We start from the raw sequence: 26,424 nt of genomic DNA, 5'->3' as shown, positions 1-26,424 counted from the left end.
AGACGGCATGCCATTCCCCTCCCTCCATCCCACCCGGTTACGCACGGTCCTATGGACACTCGCCCTCTGCGCGCTGGTGGCGGGGCTGCTGCCCGCCGTCGCCGCCCCGGCGCGGGCCGCCGCCCCGGTCGGGCTCGCCGGGGCCGGCTGGATCTGGTCGCCGGGCGGGGACGCGCGGCAGTCCGTCCCCGCGGGCACCCGCTACCTGCGGCGTACGTTCACCGTCCCGGCGGGCGCCGTCACCGAGGCGCAGCTCGTCGCGACCGGGGACGACACCCTCGACGTCTGGCTCAACGGGGTCCCGCTGGCGACCTCGCCCCGGGCCGAGCACTCCTGGCGGCGGTCGCTCTACGTCGACCTCGCCGCGGCCGTCCGTCCCGGCGCCAACACCCTCGCCGTGGCGGCCCGCAACACCGCGGCCGGAGCGGCCGGGGTGATCGGCAGGCTTCGGGTCGTCACCGCGGGCGGCACGGTGGAGCTGGTCACCGACGGCGCCTGGAAGGCCGCCGAGACGGTCACCCCCGGCTGGACCGAGCCCGGGTTCGCCGACTCCTCCTGGCCGGCCGCCGCCGTCTCCGGGACGTACGGCATCACCCCCTGGAACAGCGACGTCGCCGCCCCCGACCTCGCCGCCGCCTCGCCGCTCACGGTCACCGCGCCCGTCACCGAGCGCCGGGCCACCCCGATCGGCGTCGACGCCGCCCGGCCCCGGTTCGGCTGGCAGCTCACCTCGAACACCCCCGGGCAGATCCAGGCGGCGTACCAGATCATCGTCGCCTCGACGGAGGCCCGCGCGCAGGCCGGTACCGGCGACGTGTGGGACAGCGGGCGCGTCGTGTCAGGGAAGTCGGTGGACGCGGTCTACGGGGGCGGCGCGCTGGCCTCCCAGACGCGCTACCACTGGCGGGTACGGGTCTGGGACACCCAGGGCCGCGCCGCCGGGTGGGGCCCGGCGCACTGGTTCGAGACCGGCCTGCTCGCCCCGGCGACGGAGTGGCGGGCGGCCTTCGTCGGCGCGCCCGGCACCGCTCCCGGCCTGTCCGGCGCGAGCTGGATCTGGTACCCGGAGGGCGACCCGGCGGTGAGCGCGCCGCAGGCCACCCGGTTCCTGCGCCGCCAGTTCACGCTGCCCTCGGGGGCGATCACCCGCGCCAGGCTCACCGTCACCGGCGACGACACCGCCGACGTGTGGGTCAACGGCGTCCAGGTCGCCACCTCGCCGCGCGCCACCGACTCCTGGAAGTCCGCCGCGGTCGTCGACGTCGCCCCCCGGCTCCAGGCCGGGACCAACACGCTGGCCGTCTCCACCCAGAACACCACCGTCTCCCCGGCCGGGGCGATCGCCGCGCTGGAGGTCGTCGTCGGCGGCGCTACCACGCGGATCGTCACCGACGGGGCGTGGAAGGCCTCGCAGAGCGGCCCGTCCGGCTGGGAGCAACCGAGCTTCTCCGACGCCTCCTGGCCCGCGGCCCGCGTCGTCGCCGCCTACGGCTCCGGGCCGTGGGCCTCGAACGTCACGGCCGCCGAGGCGGCCCCGTACGTCAGGAAGGGGTTCTCGCTCGGCAAGCCGGTGGCCGAGGCGCGGCTGCTGGTCACCGCGCTGGGTCTGCACGAGACCCGGATCAACGGCACGAGGGTCGGCCAGGAGGTCCTCGCCCCAGGCTGGACCGATTACGACAAGCGCCTGGCCTACCGCGCCTTCGACGTGACCTCGCTGGTCCGCCAGGGTGACAACGCCGTCGGCGCGCAGCTCGGCCGTGGGTGGTACGCCGGATCGCTGGGCTTCGCCGGAAGCCAGAGGTACGGCACCCAGCCCTGGTACTCGGCGCAGCTGCGGGTCCGCTTCACCGACGGCACCGAGACCACCGTGCTGACCGACTCCTCCTGGCGCACCGCGCCGGGGCCGATCACCGCCGACGACCTCTACCACGGCGAGGAGTACGACGCCCGCGCCGCCCGTACCGGCTGGGACGCCTCCGGGTTCGACGACTCCGGCTGGAGCGCGGTGCGGGTGCGCGCGGAGGCCAAGCCCAATCTCGTGTCGGCCGTCGACCCGGGCGTGGTCGTGCAGCAGGACATCGCCGCGCGGTCGGTGACCCAGCCGAGGCCCGGAGTGTGGGTGGTGGACCTGGGGCAGAACTTCACCGGCTGGAACCGGTTGCGGGTACGCGGTCCGGCGGGCACCACGGTGACCATGCGGCACGCCGAGGTGCTCAACGCCGACGGCACGATCTACACCGCCAACCTGCGCGCCGCCCGGCAGACCGACAGGTTCACCCTCGCCGGGACCGGCGCGGACGAGGTGTACGAGCCGAGGTTCACCGTGCACGGCTACCGGTACGTGGAGCTGACCGGCTTCCCCGGCACGCCGACCACCGCGAGCCTCACCGGCCGGGCCGCCTGGACCGGCGGCGCGCCGACCGGCACCTTCGACTCCTCCAGCGCGCTGGTCGACCGGCTGCAGCACAACATCGTGTGGGGCGCCCGCTCCAACATGCTGTCGGTGCCCACCGACTGCCCGCAGCGCGACGAGCGGCTCGGCTGGACCGGCGACATCGCGATCTTCGCGCAGACCTCGACGTTCAACTTCGACGTCCACGGCCTGCTGGACAAGTTCTCCGACGACCTGACCGACGCGCAGCGCGCGGACGGCGCCTTCACCGACGTGGTCCCCGACGTCTGCTGCGGCGCGGGCAAGGCGGGCTGGGCGGACGCGGGCGTCATCGTGCCCTACACGCTGTGGCAGCGCTACGGCGACCTGCGCGTCGTCGACGAGCACTACGCGGGGATGAAGCGCTGGGTCGACTACTCGCGCTCCACCTCGGGAGCCGACCTGATCCGCAACCAGGAGACCTACGGCGACTGGCTGAACGTCAACGACAACACGGCGAACGACCTGATCTCCACCGCCTACTTCGGGTACAGCGCCCGGCTGCTGTCGCGGATGGCCGCGGCCACCGGGCGGACCGCCGACGCCGCCTCCTACGGCACCCTGGCCGACCAGGTGGCCCAGGCGTTCACCGCCAGGTTCGTCGCCGCCGACGGAACCGTGTCGGGCAACACCCAGACCGGGTACGTGCTGGCGCTGTCGTTCGGGATGGTGCCGCAGAACCGGGCCCAGGCGGTCGCGGACAGGCTCGCCGCGAAGGTGGCGTCGCGGGACGGCCACCTCAGCGTGGGCTTCCTGGGCGTGGAGAACCTGCTGCCCGTCCTGGCCGACCACGGTCACCTGGGCACCGCGTACCAGATCCTGCTGCAGCCCGGCTATCCCGGTTGGGGGTACATGAGCGGTCGCGGGGCCACCACCATCTGGGAGCGCTGGGACGGCATCCGCACCGACGGCTCCTTCCAGGACCCGGGGATGAACTCCTTCAACCACTACGGCCTCGGCTCGGTGGGCGACTGGCTGTACCGGACGGTGGGGGGTCTGGGGCCGGACACCGGCGACCCCGGCTACCGCCGGATCACGATCGCGCCGCGCCCCGGCGGCGGGCTCACCTCGGGCAGGTCCGACCTGCGGACGCCGTACGGCAGGGCGCTCAGCGACTGGTCGATCGGCGGCGGGACGCTGACGCTGCGGGTGGAGATCCCGGCGAACGCCACCGCCACCGTCCGGGTCCCCTCGGCCTCGGCCGCGGCGGTCACCGGCCCGCCGGAGGCGGTGCCCGTGGGGTACGAGGGCGGCGCGGCCGTCTTCCGGCTCGGCGCGGGCTCCTACACCTTCACGGCGCCCGCCTGACGACGAGAGAGGAACCGGTCCGAAAGGGCGGACCCGGGCGGCTCGTCGTTCACGAGCCACCCGGGTCCACCGGGTCCCGCGGTGTCCCCAGGTGCACCAGGGGGTCCTCAGGTGTCCCTGGGTGTCCTCGGGCGTCCCTCGACGTCCGCCGGATTCGCCGGGCTTCCGGGGGCCAACCGGTGTCCGTCCGAATCCGCCGGGCTCGTCAGGGGCCCCGGACGCCACCGCGGGCCGTCCGGGGACGTGCGGCGGTCCTCAGCGGATCCCGCCCACGCCCGCGTGTGACGTCCTCGGCGGGTGCCGCCCACGGCCGCGTGTGACGGTTCTCAGTGGGTGCCGCCCACGGCCGCGAGTGACGGTTCTCGGCGGGTGCCGTCCACGGCCGCGTGTGACGGTTCTCAGTGGACCTCGCCCACGCCCGCGTGCCGGGAGACCGAGCGGTCCACCGTCCGGGCCGGTTCGATCGCCGTGTGCAGGACGGGGGTCCAGCCCGCGTCCGTGCCGAGGTCGGGGTCGTAGGCGGCGTTGTGCACGGCGACGAGGTCGACGGGAGTGACCCTGCCGCCGACGCGGAGCACGTTCCCCCTGGCGGTGAGGGTGGTGCCGCCCCAGTTGTAGAGCAGGTCCGCCGGGGCGACCGCCCGGCCCAGCCGGAAGAAGTTGTTCTCCGCGAAGATCTGCGACTGCACGCCCACGCCGAGGGCGTACTCGAAGGTCGAGGCGTCGGGGATCTCGTAGTAGTTGTTGTAGACGTGCACCTGGCCGAAGCGCACGCGTGGCAGCCGCTGGAGCACGTCGTCGAAGTGGTTGTGGTGGACGGTGACCTTCAGCTTGCCCGTGTCGTTCGCCGGGTTGTTGGTCGAGCCGATCAGCATCGTCTTGTCGTGGCCGGAGAAACGGTTCCAGGAGGCCGTGACGAGGTTGGCGGCGTTGGTGATGTCGAGCTGCCCGTCGTGCACCTGGTAGGGCCTGCCGAAGTACCGAGGCTGGTCCGAGTCCGGGTTGTCGCCGTCGCTGAAGGTGTTGTGGTCCACCCACACGTGCGTCGAGCCGGTCACCGAGATGTTGTCGTAGAGGGAGTTCCAGTTGCCCTCGGCGCCGTCGGTCGGGTCCCATTTCGGGAAGCAGTCTGCGGTGTCCTCGAAGTGGACGTTGCGGATGATGACGTTGTCGGCCTTGTCGACGTGCAGGTTGACGCCCCGGATCCGCGCGCTCCCGCCGAGGCCGACGACGGTGGTGTTCGAGCCGACCTTGAGCTTGATGTTGGCGCTCTGCCTGGCGGCCGAGGCGACCCGCGCCTCCTCCAGCGGGCCCGAGGGAACGGTCTCCCTGCCCCACACCGCCGGGTCGTACGCGGCGAGATAGGCCTCCAGCGTGTAGCCGCCGGTCGCGTAGTCGGCGCAGGTCCTGTCGGTGCCGATCGTCCCCTTCACGTAGACGATCTTCGGTGAGGGGGCGGCGAGCGCGGTGGCCAGCTCGGTGCGGGTGGTGACGACGTGCACGTTCGACGCGGGCGCGGCGGCGCCGCCGGTGGTGCCGGTGCCCTCGGCGGCCCAGCCGTCGTTCGCGGGCAGGGTCTGGCGGCCCAGGTCGGGCCTTCGCTTCGCGGTCTCCGGCGAGGACGGGGCGGCGGTCTCCGGGACGTCGGCCGCCAGCGCGCCGGCGGACGCGGGCGGGGCGGCGAGGACCGCCAGGGACAGCAGGGTCGTGAGCGCGACGGCTCGTTTCACGGGTGTTCCTCCGCAGGTCAGGTGGGAGGGAGGCTCCGTACGGCCCCCGAGAGCCTTCCGGATGGTGGAGGCGGGCGCGCCCAGGTCAGGGATGGACGCGCCCGCCCCGCTTTGACGGCTCGGCCGCCGTCGCGCTGCTCGTACGACGCCTGCGCTTCGGTCGGCTCGGCCGCGAACGTGTCCGGGAGGTCCTCGGGGGCCGTGGCGCCCCGGGGGACCTTCCGGAATTCCGGTTTCACGCCGGTCTCGGGACCGCCGGGCGTTTCGAGCGTGTGATCATCTGCTCTCTACCTCTCCGTGTCGTGTCCGTCGACATGTCGTGACCGCGTGGGCGCCGGCCGCGCCGCGTCGGGCAGGCCGCAGCCGGACGCCCTGGGACGGAGCCCGCTCCAGGGCACCCGGAGTTCCGAGTAGAGCGCGAGCCGTTCCGCGCTCGCGGCCGTCACCTCGGCGATCCTGGGCAGCACCCGGCGCTCGTCGCCGACCTCCTGGAACACGTCCGGGATGGCCAGGGGCTCGGGCGCCAGCCGCACCGCCTCCAGGACGCGCATGAAACCGGCGGTCCTCTCCAGCGGCACGAGCAGGCCTGCGCCGTCGCGGACGTGCGCGACGAGGTTCTCCAGCAGGTCGGTCCTGGGATGGACGACCGAGGTCCCGTCGAACTCGACCCGGTCCTCGGTGTAGGTCAGCCGGATCCGCCCGCTCTCGCCGTGCACGATCAGGTACGGCTCGTGCCGCCGGTCCGCGCACAGCGAGACCGCGACCGTCACGACCGTGCCGTCGTCCATCCGCGCCCGCACACACGAGGTGTCGTCCGCCTCGATCGCGTTGGCCCGGTAGAGCTCGACCTCGACGTCCTCGACCCCCGCGCCGGAGACGGCCAGCGCGGTCGCGGTCGCGTGCGCGAGCGGGTTGGTGAGGACGCCGTCCATCACCGGGACGCCGCCGGCCTCGCGCCTCCCGGCCCACGGCACCCGGCCGTAGTAGGAGTAGGGGCGCTCCCAGGCGCCCGCCGCGCCGATCCCGGTGACCCGGCCGATCGCCCCCTCGGCGACCATCCGCCGGACGGCCGGGATCGCCCCCGAGCCCAGGCTCTGGAACCCCACCTGGCAGGCGAGCCCGGTCTCCCCGGCCACCTCGGCGATCCGCAGGTAGTCCTCGTACGTGGCGGCGGGCGGCTTCTCCAGCAGCACGTGCGAGCCGGCGCGCAGCGCCCTCTCCGCCAGCTCGGCGTGGGTGTGGATGGGCGTGCACAGGATCGTCACCTCGGCGCCGGTACGCCCGATCAGCTCGACCAGGTCGCCGGAGAACTCCACCCCCCGGGGCAGGTCGCCGACGGGCCGCACGTCGCACACCCCGACCAGGTCCACCAGCCCGGCCCCGGCCAGCCGCCGCACGTTCGACAGGTGCCACCAGCCGTGCCCGCGCGCCCCGGCGAGCACCACGCGAACCGGTTCCATCACGCCATCTCCCATCGCAGTCCCCGCTCGCCGGGCCGGGCCCGCCGCACCGTCATCGGCCGCTCACCGCCCGACCGGCGCCGGGCCGGACCTGGTCGGTCCGGCGAGCTCTTCCGCGTGTTCGTGTCATCGGCCGCTCACCGCTCCTCACTCGTCAGGGGACCGCCGCCACGGGCGTCACCGGTGCCGGGGCCTCGCCGTCACGGGCATGGGGGATTCGCCGTGGTGACTGCCATCGCCGGTGACTCCTTCCAGGTCGGCGTCGCGCGCTGCAACCGGTTGCAAGAAACATTGCGGACATATTCCAGCAACGTCAAGGGCCCAATTTCATAAAGCGTTGCCCATCTGCGGATTTTTCGGTATTTCTGATAGCCAGGGGCGCATGGCCGATCCCGTATCGCTTCGCAAAGCATCCGATTCCGGCGTTGACAGTCACGCAACCGCTTGCACTAATGTGCTTCAGGGCCCGGTGCCGGCCCAGGGCGAAGGAGCAAGGTGGCAGCGACGATCAGGGATGTGGCGCGGGCGTCGGGAGTGCACGTCTCGACGGTGTCCCGCACCTTCTCCGCGCCGCATCTGGTGAACACCGAGACCCGCAACCGCGTGCTCGCCGTCGCCGAGGATCTCGGCTACCGCCCCAACCGCGCCGCGCGGGCCCTCACCACCGGCAGGACCCACAACATCGGCCTCATCGTCGCCGACATCTCCAACCCGTTCTTCCCGCCGCTGATCAAGGCCGCCCAGGCGCACGCCAGGGCCCGCGACTACCACGTGTTCGTGGCCGACACCGACGAGGACCCGCAGGTCGAGGAGGAGCTGATCCAGACCCTCGCCAAGCAGGTCGACGGGGTCCTGCTCTGCAGCCCCCGGCTGTCCAACCGGGTCATCGAGCGCCTGCACGCCGACGTGCCGTTCGTGGTGGTCAACCGGCGGGTGAAGGGCATGCCGACGATACTGATGGACGTCGGCCAGGGCGCCCGCCTCGCGATCGAGCACCTGACCGGCCTCGGCCACCGCAGGATCGCCCTGCTCCTGGGGCCGAGCGGCTCCTGGACCAGCGGCGAGATGCGCGCCGCCGCCACCGCGACGCAGGGCGTCGAGCTGGTGATCCTCGGCCCGAACGCGCCCACCGAGCAGGGCGGCCTCGCCGTCGCCGCCGAGGTGGTCGCCTCCGGGGTGACGGGCGTGCTCGCCTACAACGACCTGGTGGCCATCGGTCTCATCGAGGGCCTGTACGAGCGCGGCGTGCGCGTCCCCGACGACATCAGCGTCGTCGGCGTCGACGACATCGTCCCTGGACGGCTGAACCGGCCCAAGCTGACCACCGTGGCCATGCCCACGGCCGCCGCCGGGCGGATGGCGGTGGACCTGCTGCTGCAGTCGTTCGGCGACGGCGCCACCCCTACCCTGGCCACCCTGGACACCAGCCTGGTCGTCCGTGAATCCACCGGAGAGGTGCGCACATGAGCTTCGGAACCACCCCGTCGGGCGAGCGGGTCGAACGGCACGTGCTGTCGAACGGGCCGATGCGCGCCGCGATCCTCAGCTACGGGGCGATCCTGCAGTCGCTGGAGGTCTCCGGCCGCGACGTGGTCCTCGGCTACGACAACCTCGGCGACTACCTGACGCGCAGCCGCTACTTCGGCGCCGTGGTCGGCCGGTACGGCAACCGCATCGCGAACGGGCGCTTCACCCTCGACGGCCGCGACCACGAGCTGCCGGTCAACAACGGCCCCAACAGCCTGCACGGCGGGCCGCACGGCTTCGACACCCGGGTCTGGCGGATCACCGACGCCTCCGGCACCGCCGTGACCCTGGAGCACGTGAGCCCGGACGGCGAGCAGGGCTACCCCGGCACGCTCACCGCCTCGGTCACCTACACGCTGACCGGCGACGCGATCCGGCTCGACTACCACGCGGTCACCGACGCGCCGACCGTGCTGAACCTCACCAACCACTCCTACTTCAACCTCGCCGGGGGCGGCGACGTCCTCAAGCACGTGGTCCGCATCGACGCCGACCACTACCTGCCGGTCGACGCCACGCTGATCCCGACCGGGGAGATCGCCCCGGTCGCCGGCACCCCGTTCGACTTCACCTCGCCGCGGGAGATCGGCGAGCGCGTCGCCGACCCCCTGCTGGGCGGCGGCTACGACCACTGCTACGTCCTGCGCGGCGGCATCGAGGTCCGCGAGCCGGCCGGAGGCCTCACCATGGAGGTCACCACCACCGAGCCGGGCGTGCAGTTCTACACGGGCAACTTCCTGGACGGCGTCGCCACCGCGTACGGCAAGCACGCGGGCCTGTGCCTGGAGACCCAGCACTTCCCCGACTCGCCCAACCAGCCGCACTTCCCCTCGGTGGTCCTGCGCCCCGGCGAGCGGTTCGCCTCCACCACCACCTACCGCTTCACCTGACGGCCCCGGTAGCCCCGGCGGGCCGGAAGCAGCCGGAAGCAGAGGGCCGGCGAGGGGCGGCGACCCGCCCCTCGCCGACCAGGCCGGGCCCGGTCCCGGTCCCGGTCCCGCGAGCCGTCAGCGTCTCCCGTGGGCATGGCGGCGGGCGGAGGTCGTGCTCGCGCGACCTCCCCCTCAGGCCCTGGCCGTGGAGTGCTCGCCGCTGAGGGCCGCGACGGCCCCCAGGCCGAGATAGACGACACCGCTGGTGACGTCCAGGCGGCGGCGGGCGCGGGCCGAGCGGCGCAGGCGGCCGGCCATGGCCGAGGCGAGCAGGGCGAAGGCGCCGTCGCTGGCCATGCCGAGCACCGTCCAGATCAGGCCGAGCAGCACGATCTGCGGGGCGATCGGCCCGGCCTGCGGGTCGGCGAACTGCGGCAGGAAGGCGAGGAAGAAGATCGCGGTCTTCGGGTTGAGGACGTTGACCACGAAGCCCTCCCAGAACATCCGGGACCTGGTGTCGATCCGGGGCTCGAAGGACTCCTCCCCGGCCGGGCGGGTCATGAGCTTGCGCACGCCCAGCCAGACCAGGTAGGCGGCACCGAGATACTTCACGACCGTGAACCCGGTCGCCGAGGCCGCGAGCAGGGCGCTGATGCCCAGGGCGGCGGCGGCCACGTGGACCAGCGAGCCGAGGTGGATGCCGAGCACCGACACCAGCCCGGCGGACCGGCCCTGGGCGACGCTGCGGGTCACGATGTAGAGCACCGCGGGCCCCGGGACGAGCAGCAGGGCAAGGGTCGCCGCGGCGAAGAGCGCGAGAGCGGGCAGATCTGGCATGCCCGGATCGTAGGCTCACCGGTTTTCCCCGCGCCTCCCATTTTCGCCGCCGGACGGTGCTCGCCCGCGGGGGCCGTGCCGTCAGGCCGTCAGGAGGGCCCGGCCGGGCAGATCACGGGTGTTCCACAAGGGCCCGCGGAGACGTCACCGAGGTCACCGAGGTCACCGAGGTCACCGAGGTCAGGGCGGTCAGCAGGGCGGTGGTGGCCGGGGGGTCGGGGGGCTCGCCGTAGGTGGCGGCGTAGACGTGGCGGGTCGAGCAGGGAAGCTCGGTCGTGCTGATCTTCGGGTTCCGGTGGGCGTGCAGGGCGAGCCCCGGCAGGGCGCTCACCCCGATCCCCGCGGCGACCAGGGCCTGGACGGCGACGACGTCGTCGGTGGTGAAGGCGATCTCCGGCTCGAAGCCGGCCCTGGCGCACAGCTCCAGCAGGTGGGTCCGGCACCGGTCGCAGCCGCCGATCCACCGGGAGTCGCGGTAGGAGGTCAGCTCGCCGGCCGGACCGGCGGTGATCAGGTAGCTGGGGTCGTCCATCAGGGGGAGCAGCCGGATCCCGTCGGGCTCGGGGGCGGTCTCGTCGTAGCGGAAGATGACCGCCACGTCCACGTAGCCGGCCTTGAGCATGCGCAGCGCGTCGGGGGGCTCCGTCTCGGTCAGCCGCAGCTCCAGGCCGGGGTGCCCCTCGGCGAGGACGGCGGCGGCCTCCGGCACGAACGTCCCCAGGGCGGAGGGGAAGGCGGCCAGCCTGACCCGCCCGGCACGCAGGCCCACGTGCGCCGACAGCTCCGCGGACGCGGAGTCGAGGCGGCCGATGATCTCGGTGGCCCGCTCGGCGAGCAGCCGGCCCGCCTCGGTCAGCCGGATGCCCCGGCCGACCCGCTGGATCAGCTTGGCCCCGGTCTCGGCCTCCAGCTTCGCGAGGTGGTGGCTCACCGAGGGCTGGGAGTAGTGCAGCTCCCTCGCCGCCGCGGTCACCGAGCCGTGCCGGGACACCGAGGCGAGGACGCGAAGACGCACGATATCGAGCATGTATTAACTTTATCTATGAATAACCAGGAAGATGGGCATTAGACGTTATGGATCTCCCTGTCGCATCCTTGAAGCATGACAACCTTGACGCTCACCCGCCCGGGCCTGGCCGAGCTGGTCGCCGGGGTCCGAGACCTCGTCGACCCGTCCGCCGACCCTCGGACCACGGCCTTCGCCGTGGCCGGGTTGCTGCGTGAACGGCTGCCTTCCCCCGGGATCCTCACCGAGGAGGAGCGCCTCGGCGACCCCGACCGCTACGTCGGCCACACCCTCCACGCCGAGGAGAACTTCTCGATCGTGGCCGTGGTCTGGCGGCCCGGACAGAAGACCGTGATCCACGACCACATCGCGTGGTGCGTCTTCGGCGTGCTGCAGGGCGTGGAGTACGAGACCCTCTACCGCGACCACGGCGACCACCTGACCGAGATCGGCAGGGCCGCCAACCAGACCGGTGAGGTGAGCGGCTTCGCCCCGCCCGGTGACATCCACCGCGTCCACAACACGGGTGACGAGACGGCCATCTCGTTGCACATCTACGGGGCCGACCTCGGCGACGCCCCCACCAGCGTCCGCCGCGTCTACGAGCTGCCCGTCCGCTGAACGGGAGCGTCCCGCATCGGCCAGGGTCGTCCCGCTGAACGGGAGCGTCCCGCGTCGGCCAGGAGCGTCCCGCCGGCCAGGACCGTCCCGCTGAACAAGGTCGTCCCGCGCCCCGCCCGTCCGGTGAGCGGGGATCACGGGCCCGGCTTCCCCGTCGAGATCGAGCCGGGCCCATCCCCCGTCATCTTCCGATCTCGGGCCTGCCGTCCGAGTCCAGGCTCTTCCTGATGGCCTCCAGGCGGGCGGCGCCCTCGGCGTCGGCGGCGGCGCGCTCGACCTCGATCATCCGGGCCTCCACGGAGCCGGAGGTCAGCTCGGCCTCGCCCAGGGCGCGGGCGTAGCGCTTCTCGATCTTGTCGCGTACCTCGTCCATGGTGGGCGTCTCGTCGGCGGGAGTGAGGCCGGACAGGTCGCCCATGGCCCTGTTGAGCTCCTCCTGCACCTTGGCCTGGTCGAGCTGGGAGAGCAGGCGCATCCGCTCGGCGATCTTCTTCTGCAGGGCCATCGCGTTGGTCTCGACCGCGGCCCGCGCCTGGGCCGAGGCCCGCGCGGCCCGCTCGTGCGCCAGCCGCGACTCCCCCTGCGCGCCCTCCGCCGCCACCAGGCGCGAGGCGAAGGCACGGGCCGAGTCCTCGTACGACAGGGCCTTGCGCTCGTCGCCCTCGGCACGGGCCCGCTCGGCCAGCAGGAGAGCCTGGCGGGCGTTGGCCTGGAGCCTGTCGGTCTCCTCCATGGAGCGGGCGAGCCTCATCTCCAGCTCGCGCTCGTTGCCGATCACCGCCGCGGCCTGCTCGCTCAGCCGCCGGTGCCGCTCCTTGGCCTCCTGGATGGCCTGCTCGATCTGGACCCGGGGGTCGGACAGCTCGTCCAGCCGCCCGGAGAGGGCGAAGACGAGATAGCGCCAGGCCCGACGGATGACCTTGAACATGAGGGCTCCTTATCGATCCAGCGCGTCGCGCGTGATCTGCTCGGTCTCGTGGAGGCCCTGGCGGACTCCTTCGAGGGTGTCGGCGAGCTCGTCCAGCACCCGGAGCGGCTCCAGCGGGCCGTTCGCCGACACCGCCGACAGCTCCACCAGGCGGGCGAGGAGCCCTTCGATGCCGATGGCGCTCGACTCCATCCGGGCGAGCACCCGCTCCCGGGTCGCGGTGAGCCGCTCGACCACGGCCCGCTGGGAGGCCAGCGAGGCGAGGGCGCGGTCGATGTCCTGGCTCAGGCCGCGCCCCGCCCGCTCGCGGGCCCGCGTCAGCCTGGCCTGCTCGCGCCCGAGACCGTCGAGGTCGAACCTGGCCAGCGCGACGCCGGTGAGCGAGGCCTGCTCGGCCAGCCGCCGCAGCGTGGCGGTCGAGTCGTCGATCCGGGGCCGCATCAGCGCGATCCGCCCGGCCAGCGGGCCACGCTCCATCGAGGCGCTCAGCTCGCCGAAGCCGTGCGCGGCCGATCCGGCCCGGTCGAGCCAGTACTCCTCCGGGCTGCCGGGGGTGACGGCGAGCCCGCCGCCGCGTCCGCGGTCCTGCAGGGTCGCGACGCCCGCCCTGGACAGCCAGACGACCACGCCCACGAACACGGCGGCGGCCGGGTGCACGCTGACGGCCCACGCGGCGCCGCCGGCGGTCGCTGCCAGCAGCAGGCCCCACGGTTCCCTGAGTTCGTCGGCGAGGCGTACCATCAGAAGTTGGACACCACCGCGGTGAACACCTGGTCGATGCTTCCGGATTCGCGGGAGTCGTACGCGGCGGCGGTGGTCGCCTCGGAGATCTGCCTCAGCACGCCGAGGTCGGCGTCCTGGCCGTAGGCGATCGTGAACATCCGCACCGTCTCCTGGCCAGGTTCGGTACGCAGGTCGGGCAGCAGGTTCTCCAGGGAGAGGCTGTCGGGGTCCTCGTTCTTGCCGTCGGTCAGGAAGACCACCGCGTTGATCGCGTCACCGCTGCGCAGCTTCCGCACCTGCTCGTGGGCCGCGAGCGCGGTGTCGTACAGGCCGGTGCCGCCGTCGGGGGTGAGGCCGTCGAGCCTGGCGCGCAGTTTCTCGCGCTGGGCGGCGTCGACGGTGGCCAGCGGAGCCAGCTCCAGGTGGTCCTTCGTGCCGTCCCGCTGGGTGGAGAACATCCACAGTCCCACCTTGTCGTGCGGGCCGAACTGGGGCAGCGCGTTGATCGCGGCCTGCTTGGCCAGGTCGAGCTTGCTCTTGCCGGTGCCGGGCACGGAGGCGCCCATCGAGCCCGAGACGTCCATGACCAGGAGGACGTTCGCGGGTTTGCGCAGGTCGGCCCAGCCGGTGAGCATCTTGTCGAGCACGTTCGGGGCGGGCGGGCTCAGCGTCGTCCTCGGCTCGGCCGGCAGCAGCCCGTTCGCCTGGGTGATGAGCTTTCCCGCCTTGCCGTCGTGCGAGCGGAAGGCGAACTCGGCGAACCTGGCCTGCTGCGCCGGAGCCTGGAGGTGCGCCAGGAAGTCGGCCGCCACCGCGCGCTTGGCGTCGTCGACCCACGGGGCGTTCAGCACCGCGTACGGGTTGTCGGACATGAGCGTGCCCTCCTTGGGATAGATCGCCGCCAGCGGCACCTTGGGCTTGGCGTGCTTGCCCAGCGTGGCGGGGTCACCGGTCGGGTTGCCCTGGTTGTAGTCCCAGACCGACTTCTCCTCCACGGCCACCGCGGAGATGTAGCTCAGGCCCGCGCCCGCGTCGTCGGCCCGCTGGAGGTTCGACAGGAACGTCAGCGTCGTGTCGCCGTAGTGCACGATCGAACGTTCCACGCCCCGTACGAAGTCCCTGGCCTTCGCGTCGGCCACGTTCCTCTCCGACAGGTCGCCGGACAGGCCGGTCGCCGCGAAGTAGGCGCCGACGGTGGCGTTCAGGCCGCTGGTGGAGAAGTTGGGGTTGGTCTTGCCGAGCTTGAACCGCCCCCATTCGGGGTGGCCGTACTTCGCCCACGACCCGGCCGACACGGCGAGCACGTCGGACCAGCCGAGCTTCTTGCCCGGCCAGCCCAGCGCCTGGGCCATCGGCAGGGGCATCGCGACGACCAGCGGCGTCTTGGCGATCGACGGGTTGTCGGCGGCGACCAGGGAGGCGGAGTCGTTCGCCGCGGCGCGCTGCTGGAGCAGGGTGATCCAGCCGCTGCTGGCGGGTGACCACACGTCGGGGCGGGGGCCGTCCTGGCGCTCGTCCCAGCCCCTGGCCAGCGCCTGCATGGCGCCGCCGCTCGCCTTGGTCTCGACGACGACGTCGGCGCAGTGCCCGCCCACCCGCCTGCCGTTGTAGCCGGAGGCGATCGTCCTGAGCAGCTCGGCCTTCTCCGACGAGGCGGCGACGGTCAGGGTGACGCCCCCCTCGCAGACCTTGGTGGGCTGTTCGGCGGGCTGTTCGGTGGCCTCGCCCGCCGCTTTGGCCCCGGGATCGTTCGCGCCGACGAGGATCCGCAGGGTGACGATCAGGGCTCCGGCGAGAATGACGGCGACGATGAACGGGGCGAAGTTCCTCCGCCGACGCTGCGGTTGCTGATACAACCCTGCCTCCCGGGGGGATGTCTGTACTTATCCGACGAACGAATCGCCCCGAGAGTTCTCCGCGGCCGGAGTTCGTCGCGAGTCTCGGAAACCAGTGGGGGTACGGGGAATCCCGGACCGCCCGCGGCGACTCCGGAAACCCCTTCGCTTCCCGCCGTGAGCCCGGAGCACGCCGGGACCGGATGAGCCAGAGCACGCCGGGACCGGATGAGTACGGACGTACTCATGTGCGACCCGGTGCCCCCGGACGACGCTGGAGCTCTCGAAACGGGCACCGGACGACGGGAAGGGGCACTGGCGTGAAGGAGACGCGGAAACGGCGGGGGATCGTCGAGGTCGTCGACGAGGCGGTCGTCCAGGCCGAGACGCGGAAGGCGACCCGGGCGCGGCAGGAGATGGCCGAGGCCGGGCTGAAGGTCCAGCGGGAGCGGGCGGTGTCGAGCAAGGCCGCGCGAAGGACGATCGGGGAGACCCTCCAGCGGCTGGTCACCCAGGACGAGGCCGGGCGGGAGGCGGCCCGGCTCCTCGCCGCCCGCGAGCCGGACGACTCCACCTCCTCACCGGACGGCTCCGCCTCCGTACCGCACGACCTCGCCTCGCCGCCGGACAGGCGGCACGCGTCCCGGTCGTCGTTCGACGCGATGGCCGGCTCGGAGATCGTGCCGGGCGGGGAGACACTGGCCTTCACCGGGCAGTCGTACGGACACTGGGAGATCGGAAACACCTGGGGGTCCCTCGTGTACGGCCACGAGCCGGCCGACGAGTACGCCCTTCGGGTGCAGTCCATCGACGGGGAACCCGACTACGCCTACGGGGCGTACGGCTTCAACCTCGTCCTGCGGGCGCGGACCGCCACCACGGTCGAGGTGCGGCCCTTCATGAGGTACGAGTACCAGACCAGGCTGGAGGGGCCGACGAGCTTCTGGGGCGACGGGGAGGCGTGGTTCCGCTGGGGGCTGGAGATGGGGGTCTGGCAGGACGGCAACCCGGTCGTCGGCTTCTCCACCACGCAGATCTCCAACGGGAGCATCAGCGGCGGGGCGCCCGTCGAGAGCTGGGACGGAGGCTACGCGCCCGCCGAGCTCAAGATCGGCTTCCTGATGGAGGCCGACCGTCCCTACACGGTCACGATCGGCGCCTGGGCGAACTGCGACTCCTGGTGCAGCCCGGGAGCCTGCGGCAAGGTGAGCGTCGACATGTGGCTGAAGCTGCCCCTGGTCTTCGTCGACCCGGTGTGAGCCGCCAGGTGGCCGCCAGGTGTGAGCCAGGGCGCGCCGAAGGCATCACCGGCGCACCTGCCCGTACCCTGCCCGCACCCTGCCGCCTTCGCGCCCGGTCGTCAGAACGCCGCGGAGCCGTACTCCTGAAGGAAGAGCGCCTCGGCGGTGGCGGTGCGGCGGAGCTCCTCGATGTTCACCCGCTCGTTGGGGGCGTGGATCGCCGCGTCGTCGTCCTCGGCGCCGAAGAGCAGGATCGTGGCGGCGGGGAACTGCCTGACGAAGGTGGAGACGAGCGGGATCGAGCCACCGGCGCCGACGTCGCGCGGGGGACGGCCGAAGGCACGTTCCATCGCCCGGTTCAGCGCGGAACGGGCCGCGCCGCCGGTGTCGGCCAGGTAGCCGGAGCCCATGGTGTAGTCGCCGACCTCCACCTGGACACCCCAGGGGGCGACCTGCCGCAGGAAGTCGACGACGGCCTCGACGGTGGTCTTCGGGTCACCGGCCGGGGGCACCCGCACGGTCACCCGGGCCCTGGCGACGGCCTGGACGGCGTTGATGGCGCCGGAGACCGTCGGCACGTCCAGGCCGGTGACCGTGATCGCGTACGAGGCCCACAGCCGGTCGGCCAGCGAGCCGGAGCCGATCGCGGAGACGCCGTCGAGGATGCCCGCGGTGGAGCGGAAGTCCTCCTCGGAGGGGCCCGAGCCCAGGAAGCTGCCGCGCGGCAGGCCGGGGACGCGGATGTCGCCGTGGTCGTCGTGCAGGGCGGCCAGCATCCGGATCAGCGCCGCGAGGGCGTCGGGGGCGGCGCCGCCGAACGAGCCGCTGTGCAGCGACTCCTTGAGGGTGCGCACCTCGACGGTGAAGGCGCCCATGCCGCGCAGCGAGGTCGTCACCGCCGGGTCGCCCACCCGGGGGTTGCCGGTGTCGGCGACCACGATCGCGTCGGCGCGGAACAGCTCGGGGTTGTGCTCGACGAAGGACTCCAGGCGCTCGCCGGCGTACTCCTCCTGGCCCTCGATGATGACCTTGACGCCGACCGGGAAGCGCCCCTGGAAGGCGCGCAGCGCCGCGACGTGGGAGATGACGCCCGACTTGTCGTCGGCCGCGCCACGGCCGTGGATCGCGCCGTCGACCTCCGTCGGCTCGAAGGGCGGGGTGCGCCAGAGCGCGAGATCGCCGGTGGGCTGCACGTCGTAGTGCGCGTACAGGAGCACGGTCGGCGCGCCGGGCGGGGCGGGGGCCTCGGCGTAGACGGCGGGGAAGCTGCCCTCGACGGGGATCTGCTGGACGCGCGGCAGGCCGGTGCTGCGCAGCAGCTCCTCGGTCACCGCGGCGGCCGCGTGCACCGGCTCCTCGGGATGGCCGGGAAAGGCCACCGAGGGGATGGAGACGAGCCTTTTGAGGTCCGCCACCGCCTGGGGCATGCCGGCGGTGACGGCGTTCTCGATCTCGTCAGGAGTCACGACTTTCCCTCGCATCTCAATATCTGGTGCGTCCTATTGGATCACAACCGCAGGTACGGCCGCTCTCGCGCACGATTCCAGCACGCCAGGGTTCCGCCAAGTGGAACCGGGGTTTGGGCAATGATCCGGCGCTCTTCTCGGCTGATCGCGGATTTCGTCGTTGTTACATGAGGGTTTTGCGGATTCCGAGGTTCTCGTACTTTAATGCCACGTTTTCACTTGGCAAGAGCTGTTCTGGCAGGCAGACTGTTGGAAGCTCAGCTCAACGAGGGAAGATCGTGATGACGCACCCTGAAAACACCGACGTGACCTCGCTCATGAAGGCCGCGCAGGACAACCTGTGGATGCACTTCACCCGGCACAGCTCCTACGAGGGCGCCGAGGTGCCGATCATCGTGCGGGGTGAGGGCTCCTACATCTACGACGTGCACGGCAAGCGCTACCTCGACGGCCTCGCCGGGCTCTTCGTGGTCCAGGCGGGTCACGGCCGCAGCGAGCTGGCCGAGGCCGCCGCCAAGCAGGCCCAGGAGCTGGCGTTCTTCCCGCTGTGGTCGTACGCCCACCCCAAGGCCGTCGAGCTGGCCCAGCGTCTCGCCGCCGAGACCCCCGGCGACCTCAACCGCGTCTTCTTCACCACCGGTGGCGGCGAGGCCGTCGAGAGCGCGTGGAAACTCGCCAAGCAGTACTTCAAGATCACCGGCAAGCCGCTCAAGCACAAGGTCATCAGCCGCCAGATCGCCTACCACGGCACCCCGCAGGGCGCCCTGTCGATCACCGGCATCCCGGCCTTCAAGCAGATGTTCGAGCCGCTGGTCCCGGGTTCCGTCAGGGTGCCCAACACCAACCACTACCGTGCCGACGAGATCACCGGCGTGCCGGGCATGACGCCCGAGCAGTACGGCTACTGGGCCGCCGAGCGCGTCGCCCGCGCCATCGAGATGGAGGGCCCCGACACCGTGGCCGCCGTCTTCGTCGAGCCGGTGCAGAACGCGGGCGGCTGCTTCCCGCCGCCCCCCGGATACTTCAAGCGCCTGCGCGAGATCTGCGACGAGTACGACGTCCTGCTCGTCTCGGACGAGGTCATCTGCGCCTTCGGCCGTCTCGGCACCATGTTCGGCGGGCAGAAGTTCGACTACGTCCCCGACATCATCACCTGCGCCAAGGGCATGACCAGCGGCTACTCGCCGATCGGGGCCATGATCGCCTCCGAGCGCCTCTTCGAGCCGTTCAAGAACGGCACCGAGATGTTCGCCCACGGCTACACCTTCGGCGGCCACCCGGTGTCCTCGGCCGTCGCGCTGGCCAACCTCGACCTGTTCGAGCGGGAGGACCTGCTCGGCCACGTCACCCGCAACGAGCCGGTCTTCCGCTCCACCCTGGAGAAGCTCCGCGACCTGCCGATCGTCGGCGACGTGCGCGGCTCCGGCTACTTCTGGGGCATCGAGCTCGTCAAGGACAAGGCCACCAAGGAGACCTTCGACGCCGAGGAGTCCGAGCGCCTCATCAGGGGCTTCCTCACCCCCGCCCTCTACGAGGCCGGCCTGTACTGCCGTGCCGACGACCGGGGCGACCCGGTCATCCAGCTCGCCCCGCCGCTCATCTGCGGCCCCGAGGAGTTCGACGAGATCGAGTCCATCCTCCACTCGGTGCTGACGGAGGCATGGAGCCGCCTCTGAGCGCGCACGGCCGCGCCCCCTCCGGACCGCCACGGGCGGCCCGGAGGGACGCGCCGTACCCACCGGCGGCCGCACCCCTCGTGCCGTCCTGCCTTCGTGTCGCCGTCCGCAGGACCAGTGGGACGCGACACCCCGGCCTCTCCCGGCGCCAGGTCCGCCGGAGTGAGGCCGCACCGCACCCGCGAAAGCCTCGCCGTGCCACTCCGTCGAAACGACGAAAGGAAATCCCATGAAGATCGGCGTGCCTGCCGAGGTCAAGAACCACGAGTACCGCGTCGCCGCGACCCCGGCCGGCGTGCACGAGCTCGTCCGTCACGGCCACGACGTCTACATCCAGCGTGACGCGGGCCTCGGCTCGCACCTCACCGACGAGGAGTACCTCTTCGCCGGGGCCAAGATCCTCGACAGCGCCGACGAGGTGTGGGGCCAGGCCGAGATGATCCTCAAGGTGAAGGAGCCCATCGCGGAGGAGTACCACCGCATGCGCCCAGGCCAGGTGCTCTTCACCTACCTGCACCTCGCGGCCGGCCGCGAGTGCACCGACGCCCTCCTCGACCGCCAGGTCACCGGCATCGCGTACGAGACCGTCCAGGTCGGCAACACCCTGCCGCTGCTCGCCCCGATGTCCGAGGTCGCGGGCCGGCTCGCCCCGCAGGTCGGCGCCTACAACCTCATGCGCTTCAACGGCGGGCGCGGCGTGCTGCCCGGCGGCGTGCCCGGCGTGGCCCCCGCCAAGGTCGTCGTCATCGGCGCGGGCGTCTCCGGGCTCAACGCCGCGCAGATCGCGGTCGGCATGGGCGCGGACGTCACCGTCCTCGACCTCAACATCGACCGCCTGCGCTTCGTCGACGCCATCTACCAGGGCCGCCTCAAGACCCTCGTCTCGACCTCGTACGCGATCGAGAAGGAGGTCCTGGAGGCCGACCTGGTCATCGGCGCCGTGCTGATCCCCGGGGCCAAGGCCCCGACCCTGGTCTCCAACGAGCTGGTCTCCCGGATGAAGCCGGGCTCGGTGCTCGTCGACATCGCCATCGACCAGGGCGGCTGCTTCGAGGACTCCCGCCCGACCACGCACGCCGAGCCGACCTACCAGGTCCACAACTCGATCTTCTACTGCGTGGCCAACATGCCCGGGTCCGTCGCCAACACCTCCACCTACGCGCTGACCAACGCCACGCTGCCCTACGCGGTCAAGCTGGCCGGTCTCGGCTGGAAGGCCGCGCTCCAGGGGGACGCCTCCCTCGCGCTGGGCCTCAACACCCACGCCGGACGGCTCACCAACGAGCAGGTCGCCATCGCCCTCGACCTGCCGTACGTGCCGGTCTCCGAGGTCATCGCCGCCTGAGCCCGGATCCCGGGGTCCCGCGCCTCAGCGGCGCGGGACGCGGACGGTTCCCGGCGGGCGGGCGGCGCCGGTCACGGTGACAGGCCGGACCGCAGGGCGCGGGCGGTGACCAGGACGTGCTCGATCTCCACCGGGGTCGGCCAGGGGGCGCCGCCGGGGCGCAACAGCGTGGCCCGCACCGACGCCAGGTGCTCGATCGCGCCCGAGGGCAGCCCGCTCCGCTCGGTCAGCCACGCGGTGACGTCGGTGTGGTCGCGCAGCGGCCGGGTGACGAGATCCCAGGTGCCGAGGATCTCGGTCAGGTCGGCGACCCTCAGGGGCGCGCCACCTCGCCGGGCGACGGCGGCCACGGCCAGCTCGGCGCGGGCGACGAGCTCGGGCTCGGTGGTCCGGCCCCACGGGGGAGAGGGCGGATCGGCCAGCCACCGCTCCGCCTCGCGGGAGAACCCCGCGGCCGACAGCAGCGCGGCCAGCTCGACCGCGGCCCGGTGGTGCCCGGCCTGTGCCGCCTGGCGGAACCAGTGCTGCCCGCCCTGCAGGTCGCTGTGCTCGGCGATGAGCAGCAGACCGAAATTGAAGGCGGCCTCCGGGTCGCCGCCCGCCGCGGCCCGGCTGAACCAGTGGCCGGCCCCCTGGGCGTCGCTCATCTCCACGCACACGAACCCGGCCGTCCGCTGGTCGTCGATCCTGCCGGTGCAGGCCGCCCGCTCGAACCAGGCGCGCGCGGTGCGCAGGTCGCCGAGGGACAGCGCGATCCCGCCGAGCTGGGACGCGGCGCCGGGGTGCTCGTTCCTGGCGGCCAGCCGGAAGAACGCCTCCGCCCCCTCGGGATCCCGGTTGGCCTGGAGGAACAGCCCCAGGTGGTAGGCGGCGTCGGCATGGCCGCCGCGGGCGGCCAGCTCCCACCAGCGCAACGTCTCGTCCTCCTCGCCGGAGGCGTAGGCGAGGAATCCGAGATCGTGGGCCGAGGCCAGGTCGCCGTCCATCGCGGCCCTGCGGTGCCACTCGACGGCCGCCTTCGCCTCGCCGTTGTCCTCGCAGAGCAGCGCGAGCCGCCTGGTCGCCGCGCGGGAGCCCGCCCCGGCCGCCGTCTCGAACCACCGGCGGGCGGCGGGGACGTCGCCGTGCTGGTCCAGCAGGAGGGTCGCCAGGTTCACCGCGGCCTCGACGTCCCCGGCGTTCGCGGCCAGCTCGTACCACCGCACGGCCTCGGCGGGGGTGCCGTGCTTCTCGTGCCAGATTCCCAGGTTGTAGGCGCTGTCGAGGTTTCCCGCCGCCGCCGCGCGCTCCCACCAGTGCCGCGCCGCCGAGCGGTCGCCCCGCTGCGCGAAGTGGCGGCCCAGCTGGTGGGCGGCCTGCACGTCACCGCCGTGCGCGGCGAGCAGCAGCACCGTCTCGCCGTCCGTGTCGTTCTCGTGCTCGGTGCTCCGGGGAGTGGGCACCAGCCCCGCGGTCGCCTCCGGGTCGTCGGGCCACCACCCCATGTCACCCTCCTCGCCGACGTCGCGCAGCCGACGGATCACAGGGTTTCACGTAACCGCTCGGTTGCGGAGGGTAATCGCGACTTCCGCTCTCCGGTACGTTCGCCGGTCCGTCTCCCGCACCGATCCGACCCTCCGGTGCCCGGTTCCCGGTGCTCAGACGAAGCGCACGAATCCCACGTACATGCCCATCGAGCAGGCGTAGCGCAGGGAACCCGCCTCCCGCGCGCCGAGCCGTACGGTGGCGGGCAGGGCCACGTCGCGGCCGTCGATCGTGAGCGTCCGCGTACAGCCGGGGACGCCCTCGAGGCGGAAGACGAGCTCGGTGGGAACCCCCGCGCGGACGGTCACCACGCCCGGCCGGTACCCGTGGCCGGTGGCCCGGATCTCGATCCGCTGGACGCCGCCGGAGCGCACGGCCGCCTCCGCCGGACCGGCCGCGGCCATCGCCGGGCCGCCGGATCCGGGGAGCCATCCCCCGAGGCTCAGCCCCGAGGAGATCGTCCACAGGCCCGCCGCCAGCGCGACGACCCCCGCCAGCGCCGCCAGCCTGGTCGTCGCGGCCCGCCGCAGGGCCAGCCCCAGCAGGGCGAACACGGGAGCCGTCCCCGCCACGAACCCCGCCATCACCGCGGCCCCGCCCAGCGCCGACCCGCTGGAGACCGCGACCATCTCGGTGCTGAGCGTCACCCCGCACGGCAGCAGGACCGTCGCGGCACCGAGCGCCAGCGCCCTGGGCACGGGGGCGGCGATCCCGGATGCGACGCCGCGCGGGAACCTGCGCCCGCTTGACCGGGTGTCCGGACGGCATCCGTCCTCCGGCCCGCGGCCGAACATGCGGAGCCCGAAGAACACGACCGCGATCCCGGCCGCGACGAGCAGCGCGGCCCTGGTCTGAGGACCCAGCCGCACCGCGGCCCCGGCCAGCCCGAGCAGGGCCCCGGCCGCCAGGTGGGAGGCGAGGCGCCCGGCGAGGAACAGCGCGACGACTGTGACACCCGAGGGACCCGCCCCGGTTTTGCCGCGCCCGCCGCAGCCGGTCGAGCGGTCACGGGAGGTGAGGCCGGTGAGCAGGCCGCCCTGCACGGCCGCGCACGAGGCCGTGCCCGCGACCAGTCCCGCGGCGAGCCCCCCGGCGAACAGCGCGGCCGGTCCCGCGCTCAGCGGACGTCCCCGGTGACCATCCAGATCCCCACCGACCAAACGTAAGCTCGCCGGAGAACGGCCGGAGGTGACCTTTCCGTACCGGGCGCTCACCCTGTCCTTACCGCGCGTACAGGTTTCCGGTCTCCTGGCGGTGGTCCGGGTGTCAGGCGGCCGTGGGTCCGGGGGCTCGCCACGTCGCGGCGGAGCTCATCGGCCGGCCGCGTTCAGGTTGACGAGGACCTGTGTGCCCGGCCCCGACCGGTACCGGAACACGCCCTTGTGCAGGTACAGGGTGGGAGCGGCCTTGTCCCCCCGGCGGGTCGGAACCGGGAACAGCAGGCCGGTGCGTCCCGTGGCGACGTCGTGCACGGAGCTCGCACCCCCGCCACCGCGCTCCTTCTGGTGGAGCAGGACGAAGCGGCCCGAGTAGAGACGCCCGCGGGCCAGCCCCGGCAGCCCGTGCCGGTCCGTTCCGTCGCGTCTCCACGCCTCGGCGCCGTTGAAGCACCACGTCACCCCGCAGTCGTTCCACGACGCCGCTCCCGGGGGCGGGGCCGCGTCCCGGGTCTCCCCGGTGAGCACGTTCCTCAGGTGCTCCATCGGGCGGCCGACGGAATGGCCCATCGCGTCAGGCTCGGGCCACCCGGCCCACGGCCAGTCGACCAGGTGGGAGCCTCTCGTGCCGTCGACCAGGGACGCCTTCCCGCCCGTCAGCGGGGCCCGGTAGACGCCGCCGCTGTTGCTCGGCGACCACACGGCCATGCCGCCGGCGATGGCCAGGTCGATCCCGTGGTAACTGTTGTCGTCGGTCAGCACGGCCGCGACCGAGGCGATCCGCCGCGGGACGCCGCCCGTGACCGGCACCGCCCATATCTCCGTCACGCGGCCGCGGAGTGCGGACCACGCCAGGTAGCCGTCGCCGAAGACCAGCGGCGCGTTCATCACGTTCAGGTCCTTGAGCGCCGCGATCCGGGTGAATCTCCGCCCGTCGACGTCGTAGGACCAGATCCCGTCGAGCCGGTTCCTGGTGAGCCCCCGCCCGGCCACGACCCGGTCGGTGACGAACACGTCCGGGGTGAACACCCGGCCGCCCGGCGCCGCCGTCGGGATCTCGTGCACCGCGCCCGGCCACACCTGCTTGACCGGCGGCGCGAAAGAGCTTGCCTGGGGCGTCGGCCGAACCGTCGGGACCGCCGAGACCGCGGGGACCGCCGGAGCGGGCGGCGCGATCGTACGTGCTCCCAGGACGGTGGCGGCCACCACTGTCACGATCGCGGCCGCCACCGCGACCGGCATCCACCACCTGGCGCCGGACGGCCTGTGCGGCGCGGGCAGGGGCCGGGGCCGCCCGTCGTCCCGCACGCTCCCGGCCTTCGCGGCCAGCGCGTCCCTGAGGCGGTCCTCGATGTCGGTCATGCCTTGCCCCCCAGTTCGCGTTCGAGCCGCTCCAGGGCCCTGAAGGCGGTGGACCGCACGGTGCTCTCCCTGACGCGCGTCGCCTGGGCGATGTCGGCGTTGGACATGTCGAGGTAGTAGCGCAGGACGAGGACCTCGCGCTGCCGCCTGGGCAGCCGGCCGAGTGCGGCCAGCATCTCCTGGCGTGACTCGCCCAGCAGCGCGGCCGTCTCCGCGGAGTCCACCGGCTCCTCCGGCCGCCCCGGCGCCGCCCTGGCGGCGACGCCGCGCCTGCGCAGGACCGAGCGCGAGGCGTTCAGCACGCAGACGCGGACGTATGTCAGGGTGAGTGTTCCGGGATCCTTGCCGTGCAACCTGGAGAAGACGTCCTGTACGACGTCCTCCGCGGCCTCCCGGTCGCCGACCAGCAGCACTGCCAGGCGCACCAGGGCGAGCCGGTGCTCGCGGTACAGCCTCGTCAGTACCGCCTCGGCGCCGGGCGGGGTGGAGGCGAGAGCGACTATCTCACCGTTCATGCCCTAAGAACGCGCACCGGCCCCGATCCGCTGCCTCACCGGGAGCGGGAAATCGGGAATCCGCGCCCCCGCCCGACCGGCCGAGGCCGCCGGGAGACGTCCGCTCTCGTCCTGCCCGCCGCCCGTGGCGTGCGTTCCGCTCCTCACGGCGTGGTCCGGGGCTCCGCGAAGACCGAGGTGTCGAGGGTGAAGCCGATCGGCTCGGGGAGGTGGAGGAGTGATCCCATCTCGACCCGGGTGGAGGTGCGGTACTCGCCCTCCTTGGGGTCGCTGAGGACCGTCACGGTGGCGGGCGCGGCCACGGGGTCGACCAGGAGCATCACGGGGACGCCGCCGGAGGCGTAGATGACGGGCTTGCGGTCGCGGTCGTCGACGACGCTGCCCGGGGACACGATCTCGGCGACCATGAGGAGACCGGAGGAGAGCAGCTCGCGGGCGCCCCAGCGCGGGCAGTCGGCGGGAGCCAGGACGAAGTCGGGAACGACCGGGTCACGCGGTCCGTCTATGCAGACGTCGACGTTGCCGCTGAAACCGTCCCACTCCTTCTCCTCGATGAGGGGAAGGAGGGCGCGATACAGGCGCATCGCGATTCTGGCGTGTTCGGGGCTGCCCATCGGGCTCACGACCAGTCTCCCATCGATGATCTCGGTCCGCAGCCCTGGAAGCTGCGGGAGCGCGTCGAAGAGCTCGCGCGCCGTTCCTGGCAGGGGCTGGGACGAGGTCTCGGGGGAGGGGCGCAGCTGGGCGTGGCTCCGTCGCGATGTCATGACCATGACGATATGTCCCTTCGTGTTCTGATGAACACGTTGAGTATCGCAAGTGGGGCGGGCTGGCGCGAGCTTTTACCGGGATGTGGGACG

The 26,424-nt window shown here is 72.6% G+C and carries 20 protein-coding genes; 7 read left to right on the top strand and 13 right to left on the bottom strand.

Annotation, left to right across the window (positions count from 1 at the left end):
* Positions 1 to 7 precede the first annotated feature (7 nt).
* Entirely contained in the window at positions 8 to 3,739 is a 3,732-nt protein-coding gene (locus AC5L38_RS10455) for a family 78 glycoside hydrolase catalytic domain (RefSeq protein WP_495242556.1), read from the top strand.
* A gap of 398 nt (positions 3,740 to 4,137) precedes the next feature.
* Here AC5L38_RS10455 and AC5L38_RS10450 read toward each other — a convergent pair whose 3' ends face one another.
* Positions 4,138 to 5,469: a pectate lyase family protein gene (locus AC5L38_RS10450; protein ID WP_495242555.1), complete on the bottom strand. Its 1,332-nt coding sequence runs from the start codon at positions 5,467 to 5,469 to the stop codon at positions 4,138 to 4,140.
* Positions 5,470 to 5,756: 287 nt separating this feature from the next.
* The gene (locus tag AC5L38_RS10445) at positions 5,757 to 6,929 is read right to left on the bottom strand and encodes a Gfo/Idh/MocA family protein (protein WP_495242554.1); all 1,173 of its coding nucleotides are present in this window, start codon (positions 6,927 to 6,929) and stop codon (positions 5,757 to 5,759) included.
* Between the two features lie 495 nt (positions 6,930 to 7,424).
* On the opposite strand from AC5L38_RS10445, the gene AC5L38_RS10440 reads away from it, so the two are divergent.
* Together AC5L38_RS10440 and AC5L38_RS10435 are read left to right on the top strand one after the other, a co-directional pair.
* Positions 7,425 to 8,396, top strand: a complete 972-nt coding sequence (locus AC5L38_RS10440; RefSeq protein ID WP_495242553.1) for a LacI family DNA-binding transcriptional regulator — start codon at positions 7,425 to 7,427, stop codon at positions 8,394 to 8,396.
* Entirely contained in the window at positions 8,393 to 9,346 is a 954-nt protein-coding gene (locus AC5L38_RS10435; RefSeq protein ID WP_495242552.1) for an aldose epimerase family protein, read from the top strand. Before AC5L38_RS10440 ends, AC5L38_RS10435 begins: the two co-directional genes overlap by 4 nt.
* A 174-nt stretch (positions 9,347 to 9,520) precedes the next feature.
* On the opposite strand, the gene AC5L38_RS10430 is transcribed toward AC5L38_RS10435, so the two are convergent.
* Both AC5L38_RS10430 and AC5L38_RS10425 read right to left on the bottom strand, forming a co-directional pair.
* Complete coding sequence (locus tag AC5L38_RS10430; RefSeq protein ID WP_495242551.1) at positions 9,521 to 10,165, bottom strand: LysE family translocator; 645 nt, start codon at positions 10,163 to 10,165, stop codon at positions 9,521 to 9,523.
* A gap of 112 nt (positions 10,166 to 10,277) precedes the next feature.
* Entirely contained in the window at positions 10,278 to 11,192 is a 915-nt protein-coding gene (locus AC5L38_RS10425; RefSeq protein ID WP_495242550.1) for a LysR family transcriptional regulator, read from the bottom strand.
* Positions 11,193 to 11,267: 75 nt separating this feature from the next.
* On the opposite strand from AC5L38_RS10425, the gene AC5L38_RS10420 reads away from it, so the two are divergent.
* A complete protein-coding gene (locus AC5L38_RS10420; protein ID WP_495242549.1) occupies positions 11,268 to 11,792 on the top strand; it encodes a cysteine dioxygenase family protein in 525 nt (174 codons plus the stop codon).
* A gap of 181 nt (positions 11,793 to 11,973) precedes the next feature.
* Here AC5L38_RS10420 and AC5L38_RS10415 read toward each other — a convergent pair whose 3' ends face one another.
* Genes AC5L38_RS10415 through AC5L38_RS10405 form a run of 3 tightly spaced genes read right to left on the bottom strand, consistent with a single transcriptional unit; the run spans position 11,974 to position 15,299 of the window.
* Complete coding sequence (locus tag AC5L38_RS10415) at positions 11,974 to 12,720, bottom strand: PspA/IM30 family protein (protein WP_495242548.1); 747 nt, start codon at positions 12,718 to 12,720, stop codon at positions 11,974 to 11,976.
* Positions 12,721 to 12,729: 9 nt separating this feature from the next.
* Positions 12,730 to 13,461 (bottom strand): hypothetical protein, encoded by a 732-nt coding sequence (locus AC5L38_RS10410; protein WP_495242547.1) that lies wholly within the window; start codon positions 13,459 to 13,461, stop codon positions 12,730 to 12,732.
* Positions 13,461 to 15,299, bottom strand: a complete 1,839-nt coding sequence (locus AC5L38_RS10405) for a substrate-binding and VWA domain-containing protein (RefSeq protein WP_495242546.1) — start codon at positions 15,297 to 15,299, stop codon at positions 13,461 to 13,463. The genes AC5L38_RS10410 and AC5L38_RS10405 overlap by 1 nt, the downstream gene beginning before the upstream one ends.
* Positions 15,300 to 15,598: 299 nt before the next feature.
* Between AC5L38_RS10405 and AC5L38_RS10400 the strand changes: the two genes are divergently transcribed.
* Complete coding sequence (locus AC5L38_RS10400) at positions 15,599 to 16,537, top strand: hypothetical protein (protein WP_495242545.1); 939 nt, start codon at positions 15,599 to 15,601, stop codon at positions 16,535 to 16,537.
* Between the two features lie 101 nt (positions 16,538 to 16,638).
* On the opposite strand, the gene AC5L38_RS10395 is transcribed toward AC5L38_RS10400, so the two are convergent.
* Positions 16,639 to 17,985 carry a M20/M25/M40 family metallo-hydrolase gene (locus AC5L38_RS10395; RefSeq protein WP_495242544.1) on the bottom strand — a complete coding sequence of 449 codons (1,347 nt, stop codon included), beginning with the start codon at positions 17,983 to 17,985 and terminating at the stop codon, positions 16,639 to 16,641.
* A 281-nt stretch (positions 17,986 to 18,266) separates the two neighbouring features.
* Here AC5L38_RS10395 and AC5L38_RS10390 point away from each other — a divergent pair, with 281 nt between their 5' ends.
* Positions 18,267 to 19,661 carry an aspartate aminotransferase family protein gene (locus AC5L38_RS10390; RefSeq protein ID WP_495242543.1) on the top strand — a complete coding sequence of 465 codons (1,395 nt, stop codon included), beginning with the start codon at positions 18,267 to 18,269 and terminating at the stop codon, positions 19,659 to 19,661.
* 229 nt (positions 19,662 to 19,890) lie between these two features.
* Positions 19,891 to 21,006: an alanine dehydrogenase gene (gene ald, locus AC5L38_RS10385; RefSeq protein WP_495242542.1), complete on the top strand. Its 1,116-nt coding sequence runs from the start codon at positions 19,891 to 19,893 to the stop codon at positions 21,004 to 21,006.
* A 71-nt stretch (positions 21,007 to 21,077) separates the two neighbouring features.
* Here ald and AC5L38_RS10380 read toward each other — a convergent pair whose 3' ends face one another.
* The 5 genes from AC5L38_RS10380 to AC5L38_RS10360 all read right to left on the bottom strand — a co-directional run bounded on the left by AC5L38_RS10380 (position 21,078) and on the right by AC5L38_RS10360 (position 26,331).
* Positions 21,078 to 22,529: a tetratricopeptide repeat protein gene (locus AC5L38_RS10380; RefSeq protein WP_495242541.1), complete on the bottom strand. Its 1,452-nt coding sequence runs from the start codon at positions 22,527 to 22,529 to the stop codon at positions 21,078 to 21,080.
* 114 nt (positions 22,530 to 22,643) lie between these two features.
* On the bottom strand, positions 22,644 to 23,690 hold the full coding sequence (locus AC5L38_RS10375; RefSeq protein WP_495242540.1) for a sulfite exporter TauE/SafE family protein: 1,047 nt from the start codon (positions 23,688 to 23,690) through the stop codon (positions 22,644 to 22,646).
* Between the two features lie 150 nt (positions 23,691 to 23,840).
* Positions 23,841 to 25,049: a TolB-like translocation protein gene (locus AC5L38_RS10370; protein ID WP_495242539.1), complete on the bottom strand. Its 1,209-nt coding sequence runs from the start codon at positions 25,047 to 25,049 to the stop codon at positions 23,841 to 23,843.
* Positions 25,046 to 25,564 (bottom strand): RNA polymerase sigma factor, encoded by a 519-nt coding sequence (locus AC5L38_RS10365; protein ID WP_495242538.1) that lies wholly within the window; start codon positions 25,562 to 25,564, stop codon positions 25,046 to 25,048. The genes AC5L38_RS10370 and AC5L38_RS10365 overlap by 4 nt, the downstream gene beginning before the upstream one ends.
* 143 nt (positions 25,565 to 25,707) lie before the next feature.
* Entirely contained in the window at positions 25,708 to 26,331 is a 624-nt protein-coding gene (locus AC5L38_RS10360; RefSeq protein WP_495242537.1) for a Uma2 family endonuclease, read from the bottom strand.
* Positions 26,332 to 26,424 lie beyond the last annotated feature (93 nt).

It is taken from the genome of Streptosporangium nanhuense (assembly GCF_059358815.1).
Note: the sequence above shows the minus strand (reverse complement) of the source record. Positions and strands in the feature narration are given on the sequence as shown.